At 46.5% G+C, this 7713-nt stretch carries 6 protein-coding genes and 1 pseudogene; all 7 read right to left on the bottom strand.

The window, feature by feature from the left end; translation table 11 throughout:
• A pseudogene (locus R7P35_RS23400) lies at positions 1–278 on the bottom strand (cell division protein FtsZ); the annotation flags it as partial.
• A 30-nt stretch (positions 279–308) separates the two neighbouring features.
• Positions 309–1571, bottom strand: coding sequence for a cell division protein FtsA (ftsA, locus tag R7P35_RS23395; protein ID WP_005372946.1), 1263 nt, complete (start codon positions 1569–1571; stop codon positions 309–311).
• The gene (locus R7P35_RS23390) at positions 1564–2346 is read right to left on the bottom strand and encodes a cell division protein FtsQ/DivIB (RefSeq protein WP_005387393.1); all 783 of its coding nucleotides are present in this window, start codon (positions 2344–2346) and stop codon (positions 1564–1566) included. The genes ftsA and R7P35_RS23390 overlap by 8 nt, the downstream gene beginning before the upstream one ends.
• Positions 2347–2538: 192 nt before the next feature.
• On the bottom strand, positions 2539–3996 hold the full coding sequence (murC, locus tag R7P35_RS23385) for a UDP-N-acetylmuramate--L-alanine ligase (RefSeq protein WP_085569655.1): 1458 nt from the start codon (positions 3994–3996) through the stop codon (positions 2539–2541).
• A gap of 23 nt (positions 3997–4019) precedes the next feature.
• Positions 4020–5087 carry an undecaprenyldiphospho-muramoylpentapeptide beta-N-acetylglucosaminyltransferase gene (murG, locus tag R7P35_RS23380; protein ID WP_151514437.1) on the bottom strand — a complete coding sequence of 356 codons (1068 nt, stop codon included), beginning with the start codon at positions 5085–5087 and terminating at the stop codon, positions 4020–4022.
• The gene (gene ftsW / locus R7P35_RS23375; protein WP_005372933.1) at positions 5074–6270 is read right to left on the bottom strand and encodes a cell division protein FtsW; all 1197 of its coding nucleotides are present in this window, start codon (positions 6268–6270) and stop codon (positions 5074–5076) included. The genes murG and ftsW overlap by 14 nt, the downstream gene beginning before the upstream one ends.
• An 18-nt stretch (positions 6271–6288) precedes the next feature.
• On the bottom strand, positions 6289–7602 hold the full coding sequence (gene murD / locus R7P35_RS23370; RefSeq protein WP_213904799.1) for a UDP-N-acetylmuramoyl-L-alanine--D-glutamate ligase: 1314 nt from the start codon (positions 7600–7602) through the stop codon (positions 6289–6291).
• Between the last annotated feature and the right edge of the window lie 111 nt (positions 7603–7713).

The following is a 7713-nucleotide window of genomic DNA, read 5'->3' as shown; positions in this document are numbered from 1 at the left end:
AGGGAATCTTTAATTCGATCTCTGTCTTCGAGAGCTGCGTCACGGCCAACCTGTGGATTAGCACCTGCACCCAGACCTTTAGTGATATCACCACCGATCTGAATAACATTGCCAACGCTTGTCTTACGAAGTGCTTGCGCATCAGTGTTGACGCTGATGAATTCCACACCTTCGATGGATTCACGCACCATGTGTTCAACGGCGTTACCACCGCCGCCACCAACCCCAACGACCTTGATTACTGCATCGTCAGACATTTCCATCATCGGTTCAAACATGTGTTGTCTCCGTTTATCCTGCAACTCAGGTTAAAACTCTTTTTGTATCCAGTTACGCAATTTATCGAAAAAGCCAGTTACAGATGAGCGTTTAGGTTCATTATAATCGCTATCGTCGCTAGACTGCATGTCTCTTGCGTAATGAAGTAATCCAACTGCCGTAGAATGGTACGGCTCTTTTACATAGTCAGTTAATCCGCTGACTTCGAGCGGTTTGCCGACCCTTACTTGATTGCGGAATACGCGTTCCGCACATTCTACCACTCCGTCCATTTGCGCAGCACCGCCGGTGAGTACAACTCCCGCAGCCAGATGGTGCTTGATACCCTCTTCGCGCAATTTTGCTTGTACAGAGTCGATAGTTTGGTTAACCAGTCCCATAAGCTCAGAGTAGCGTGGCTCAATCACTTCTGACAACGTTTGACGTTGCAGGCTACGTGATGGTCGTCCACCTACGCTTGGTACATTAACCGTGTCATCCTTACTGACCAGTTCACTCAAAGCACAGCCATATTTGACTTTTATTTCTTCAGCATCGCTCACTGGCGTACCAAAAGCAAAAGCAATATCACTGGTTACAGCATTTCCTGCGTACGAAAATACTTCTGTGTGACGTAACGCACCGCCAGTCCAGATGGCCACATCCATCGTGCCGGCGCCAATATCAACCACACAAACTCCAAGCTCTCTTTCATCCTCGGTGATTACTGCATTACTAGCAGCAAGCCCAGAAAATACGAGTTGTTCTACTTTAAGGCCGCAGCGTTCTACCGCCTTAATAATATTGCGTGCCATGTCATTATGGCATGAGATAAGGTGGACACTCACTTCCATTCTTACCCCAGATAAACCAAGCGGATTTTTGATTCCTTCTTGGTAATCAATGGTGAACTCCTGCGGGATCACATGAAGAATTCGCTGTTCATCACCGATTTTAATCGATTTTGCGGTATGGATAGCGCGATCCATGTCTTCTTGAGACACCTCTTCATCAGAAATCGTGCCCATACCTTTTTCAATTCGGCTTGCGATATGCTTACCAGACAACGAAATGAAGACTCGGCTGATCTGGCACTCTGCCATTAATTCAGCTTGATCAATTGCACGTTGTACTGATTTTACAACCGACTCCAAATCATTCACGCCACCTTTATCCATGCCGCGTGAGGGGCTACTACCTGCGCCAATAATATTAATTTGACCGTCTGGTAAAACCTCACCCACTAGAGCCGATACGGTTGCAGTGCCTATATCAAGACCAACAATAATGTTGTCATCAGCGGCCTTAGTCATCTGTACTCTCTTCTAACTCTTGTTCAGGAAACCAACCAACTGCGGCTCCTGTATCGTACCTAAGATCGATATAACTGATTCTTTGCGTGTCACTGCCAAGCTTGTTATAGAGCTTAAAAAAGCGCTCTATACGCTCAAGAAGAGACTCTTTACCGAGCTCTAATCGAATACCGTTATCAAGGATGATTTGCCAAGCTCGTCGCTCGTTTAATACCAGAGACGATATCGCTAAACCCAATTGCTGAAACTTAGGACTCAAATCACGGTAAGTCTGTAAGACTTCCGGTCCGCTATCTTTGGGTCCGTACAGCTTCACTTTTTCTTCTTGCAACAGAGCAACATCTCCATCAAAAACGAACCCGTTTTTATCTAACAGTTCGTTGCCATTCCAAATGGCTTCTGGTTGATGCTCCGTCAAAAAAACTTTTACTGTATCCGGCCACTGCTTTCGGATTGCGGCATGCGCTACCCATGGCAGAGCTTCGACACTTTGCTGTAATACATCAATATCCTGAGACATAAATGTACCGATGTGATCAATTCGACTAAATGCAGCCTGCACATCGTCAGCTTGGACATACTCCAGTTTCCCCTGAAGTACTATTTTGGAGAGAGGTAACCTTTGGTCATCCCACATCCAACTGATCGCCGCGTACAAAACAGAACTAATTAAAGTCACAACCACAACGAAAAATAACGCACCCAAGATTTTTTCTTGGCGACCACGGTTGTTACCCGTGTTTGGTCGCTCGTCATTCAGTGCAATATTCAACAACGTCTTCGTTTCCTGACTTTTGTCGTGTACTTTTTACCCATATAATTACGCAGAGGTAAAAGTCTTGACTTTAACCTTGGGATTATACTGAGCTCTTGTAAACTATCAAACACTGATAGCAATAAATCACAATGATATTGACGCAAAATCGAGATCTGAGTCTTTATCTGTCCTTCGCGTCAACAATATGTGTCAGCCAAGCATCTTGTTTATATTCAATTTAAGACCTGCCAGCTGTTTCGCCACTTTACCAATATCACCCGCACCTTGCGTTAAGATTAGGTCGCCGTCTTGTATAACGTTAGCTAAAACTGAAGGTAATTGCTCGATTTCTGGAACAAAAATCGGATCTACCTTGCCTCGGCTGCGAATTGTGCGACATAAAGCGCGCCCATCAGCCCCTGCAATCGGCTTTTCACCCGCTGCGTAAACATCCAGCATGATCAATACATCTACCTGTTCAAGCACATTCGCGAAATCATCGTATAAATCACGAGTACGGCTATAACGGTGCGGTTGGAAAATCATCACCAAACGCTTGTCTTGCCAACCACTGCGTGCTGCATTAATGGTTACATCCACTTCTGTGGGATGATGGCCGTAATCATCAACAAGCATTGCATGGCCGTTGCCAGTATCAAACTCGCCAAGGTGATCAAAACGTCTTCCCGTACCTTGCGTACCAGCCATTGCCTTTAGGATCGCATCGTCTTCAATGTCATCTTCAGTAGCAACCGCAATCGCAGCAGACGCATTCAATGCATTGTGACGACCTGGAATATTCAGCGTGATATCTAAGTTAGCTCGCCCTTTACGTACTACCGTAAATTTGCCTTGCTGCCCCTCTTGACGATAATCTTCAATACGTACGTCGGCATCTTCAGAAAAACCGTAAGTTATCACTTGACGACTAATACGTGGGATTAACTCTCGAACCACAGGATCGTCAATGCAAACAATTGCTTGGCCGTAAAACGGTAGATTATGAAGGAAATCGATGAAGGTTTGCTTTAAGGTTTCAAAGTCACCACCATAGGTATCCATATGATCGGCTTCGATATTGGTAACAATGCTCACCATTGGTTGCAAGTGCAGGAATGACGCGTCACTTTCATCTGCCTCTGCAATTAGAATACGACTCGAGCCTAGACGCGCATTTGTACCTGCGCTTTTCACCAAACCGCCATTCACAAACGTTGGATCAAGACCGGCTTCAGAATAGATTTGAGTAACAAGAGCGGTCGTCGTGGTTTTACCGTGTGTACCCGCAACGGCAATACCGTGACGGAATCGCATCAATTCAGCCAACATCTCTGCGCGGCGTACAATAGGGATGCGTAATTCACGTGCCGCTATCACTTCTGGGTTTTCTTCGTTGATCGCCGTTGACACAACAACCACACTGGCTTTTTCTACATTACTGGCTTGATGACCAATAAATACCGTCGCACCTTTTGATACCAAACGCTCTGTCACAGCGTTCTCTGATAGATCAGAACCTGTGATTTGGTAGCCTTCGTTCAACAGCACTTCTGCAATGCCGCTCATGCCCGCACCACCAATACCGATGAAGTGGATGGATTTCACGCGGCGCATCTCTGGCACCATTGCGCGAATCTGAGCTAAGTCTTGTGTATGTTGGATTGTCATCAATTCTATTCTCAATAATTCGGTTAACGCTTTTCGGTCAAAGCGACAATGGCTTGTGCGACAACTCGGTCAGCATTCAATTTTGCAGCGCCACGCGCTTGCTCAGCCATTGTAAGTAAAGCTTGGCGATCCAATTGTTGGATCTGCAGAGTCAGAGACTCAACGGTTAAATCTGGTTGTTCAATCATTTTCGCCGCGCCGCAATCCACCAAGTGGTCTGCATTAAGTGCTTGCTGGCGGTCTTTGTGCATGAATGGAACAAAAATAGCGCCTACACCTGCCGCCGAGACTTCAGATACGGTTAACGCTCCAGAGCGACAAACTAAAAGGTCAGCCCATGCGTAAGCTTCTGCAACGTCATCAATGAATTCCATTACTTCTGCATTTACCACACCATTAGCTTGGTATGCTGCATTCACTTCTTCGGCGGCACCTTTACCCGCTTGATGACGAATACAGTAATCTTCGCCCAATTTCGACATCACTTCTGGCAGAGTTTGGTTAAGAATACGTGCGCCTTGGCTGCCACCCATCACCAAAATGCGAATTGGACCTTGGCGCTCTTGCATGCGCTCAGTTGGCGCTGCTAATTGAGTCACGTCTTCACGAACTGGGTTCCCAACCACTTCGGCATTTGGAAAAGCGCCTGGGAAAGCCTGAAAAACCTTCTTAGCGATTTTCGATAACCATTGGTTCGTTAAACCTGCTACTGCATTTTGTTCATGCAGAACAACAGGAATACCACTCATCCAAGCGGCAATACCACCCGGGCCGCTAACATAACCGCCCATACCAAGCACTGCGTCTGGCTGCCAGCGTTTCATGTGAGCACGAGCCTGCATAATGGCATTGATAATTTGAAATGGTGCTGCAAGAAGACGTGTAACGCCTTGACCTCGTAACCCTTTCACTTTGATAAAGTCGATTTCAATGCCATGTTTTGGCACCAAATCCGCTTCCATTCGATCCGCCGTACCTAGCCAACGGATCTCCCAACCTTGTTCTTGAAGCTGTTTTGCTACCGCCAAACCTGGGAATACGTGACCGCCAGTACCACCAGCCATCACCATCAAACGTTTATTTTGTTTCATTAGCTTGTTGTTCTGATTGTTGTTGCTCGCGTTTCAAGCGGCATTCGTAATCGATACGCAGTAGTATGGACACTGCGACGGACATAATTATTAGACTAGAACCACCATAACTGATGAGTGGAAGTGTTAAACCTTTAGTTGGAACAATACCGGCGGCAGCTCCAACATTAACCAAGGTTTGAAACGCAAACCAAATACCAATTCCGAAAGCCAGATAACCTCCGAACATTTCGCCTTCTTCAAATGCACGCTTGCCGATGTAAACCGCTTTTAGCACCAAGCTAAAAATCAGCATTAAGACCAGCACTACGCCTACGAAACCAAGCTCTTCAGCAAGTACGGCAAACACAAAGTCGGTATGCGCTTCCGGTAGATATTCCAGTTTTTGAATTGAATTACCGAGACCTTGTCCGAACCATTCACCACGACCAAACGCCATCAAAGACTGAGTCAACTGATAGCCACTACCAAACGGGTCTTCCCACGGGTCAAGGAAGGAGGTTACACGTCGCATACGGTATGGCTCGACGAGAATCAAACCAACGACAGCACCGATACCTGCCACCATCAAGGCGAGAAACTGGGTTAGTTTTGCACCTGCGATAAAAAGCATGCCAAACAGCGTGACCAGCATCACGACGACCGTCCCCAAGTCTGGCTGACCAAGTAGTAATACTGCAAAGAAGGCAAACACCATGATTGGCTTCATAAAGCCACCAAAGAACGTTTGTCGTACTTCGTCTTGCTTTCGAACTAAGTAACCAGACATGAAGATAAACAGCGATAGCTTCGCGACTTCCGCTGGCTGAAGGTTAAACAGCCCAAGGGGAATCCAACGAGACGCACCATTAACCGACTTACCCGCCAAGAGCACGATGATCAACAGTGCGAAAGAAGCCCAAAGTAAGTAATGGCTCTTCTTAAACCACTCTTGCAAAGGCACTTGCAAAATAACAGCGGAGGTCCCTAACGCCAGCACGAGAAACGTCGCATGACGAAACATAAAGTGGAACGGCTGTTCCGTTAATCGAGAGCTGATTGGAAATGATGCAGAGGTTACCATGACCAAACCAGTCAACATCAAACCCAGTGCAATCCACACTAACTGACGATCAAACATCGCCTCTGGGGCTGGATGCTTGAGCCAATTGCCAATACTGCGTTTAACGTTACCTAAACCCACGAAGTGTGTAACCTTTAATTATGCATATTTCTGAGCAAGAGCAGCGAAAGCATCACCTCTTGCCATAAAGTTGTCGAATTGATCAAAGCTAGCACATGCAGGAGACAGCATCACCATATCACCTGGTTTTAACTGCGAAGATACTTGTTGAATCACATCTTCCATAGTGTCGAAACGTATTGCAGATTCATGCAGTGGCATAAATTCATCGCCATCAGCGCCAAAGCAACACAGTTGCAAGTTAAGCGTCGCGAAGATCGGTTTTAATGGCAAGAAGTCAGCACCTTTGCCAACACCACCAACGAGTAAGTAGAGCTTGCCTGTCGATTCCAAACCAGATAGCGCAGCCATAGTGCTGGCAATATTAGTTGCTTTAGAGTCATTCACCCATTTGACGCCTTGATTATCCGCAACCACCTGGCATCGGTGTGTCAGTCCCGTGTAATTTTTAAGTGCATTCAATGCTTTGTGATAGTTTACGTCCGCAGCTTTTAATAGCGCTAAAGCAACCAGAGCGTTAGATAAGTTGTGCTTACCAACCAACTTAAGCTCATCACTTGCGACAACTCGTTGACCGTGATCGAGCAGCCAAGTACGGTTGCCATCCACCTCGAGACCAAAGTCCTGATTGTCGCTGCCAAATGTCACCAATGGCATCTCTGCGTCTGGGAAGGTTTCTTGATCATCACGGTTCACGACTGCAAGAGCAGCATGGTTAAAAATACGCAACTTAGCTTGTCGATAGTCAGACATGCCTTGATAACGATCCATATGATCTTCAGAAAGATTCAGAAACGCAGCGGCTTTGAGCTTTAAGCTTGACGTCGTTTCTAACTGGAAGCTCGAGAGTTCGAGTACATATAGGTCTGCGTCTTGTTCTAACAAATCCAGTGCAGGCACACCGATGTTACCACCAACGCCAACATCCAAACCTGCAGCCTTAGCCATCACACCTGTGAGGTCGGTTACTGTGCTCTTACCGTTTGAGCCCGTAATCGCGATTACGGGTTTCTGCACCGCCCAAGCGAATAACTCGATATCACCTACTACTGCCGTACCTTTTGCTAATACGGCTTGGATCTCTGGTGTCGCTAGCGCAATACCAGGGTTGGTCACGATAAGATCCGCGTCAGAAAGCCAGTCTGTATTCCAACCACCACTATGCAGTTGAACATCTTCCGGCAAGCGCTCTGCACCCGGAGGGTTTACGCGAGTATCAATGACTTTGACCACAAGCTGTGGCTGATTTTTTCTTAGGTGTTTAACGACAGAGAGCCCGGTAATACCGAGCCCTACGGCGACAACACTATGTATGTTTTGCCAACGTTCCATATTTGATCACACTGTAAATCTTGTTCTTGGAAAGTGCGATTAACGCACTTTCAATGTCGCAAGACCAATCAGAACAAGAACCATAGAAATAATCCAGAAACGCACGATTAC

The sequence above is a fragment of the Vibrio sp. Vb0304 genome, assembly GCF_033338995.1.
Lineage (GTDB): Bacteria > Pseudomonadota > Gammaproteobacteria > Enterobacterales > Vibrionaceae > Vibrio > Vibrio alginolyticus.
This window is presented reverse-complemented; position numbering and strand designations above follow the sequence as displayed.

Coding starts and splice junctions, on each gene's coding strand:
- ftsA (WP_005372946.1), bottom strand. CDS start 1,571: ATGACTAAGGCCGCTGATGACAACATTATTGTTGGTCTTGATATAGGC.
- murC (WP_085569655.1), bottom strand. CDS start 3,996: ATGACAATCCAACATACACAAGACTTAGCTCAGATTCGCGCAATGGTG.
- murG (WP_151514437.1), bottom strand. CDS start 5,087: ATGAAACAAAATAAACGTTTGATGGTGATGGCTGGTGGTACTGGCGGT.
- murD (WP_213904799.1), bottom strand. CDS start 7,602: ATGGAACGTTGGCAAAACATACATAGTGTTGTCGCCGTAGGGCTCGGT.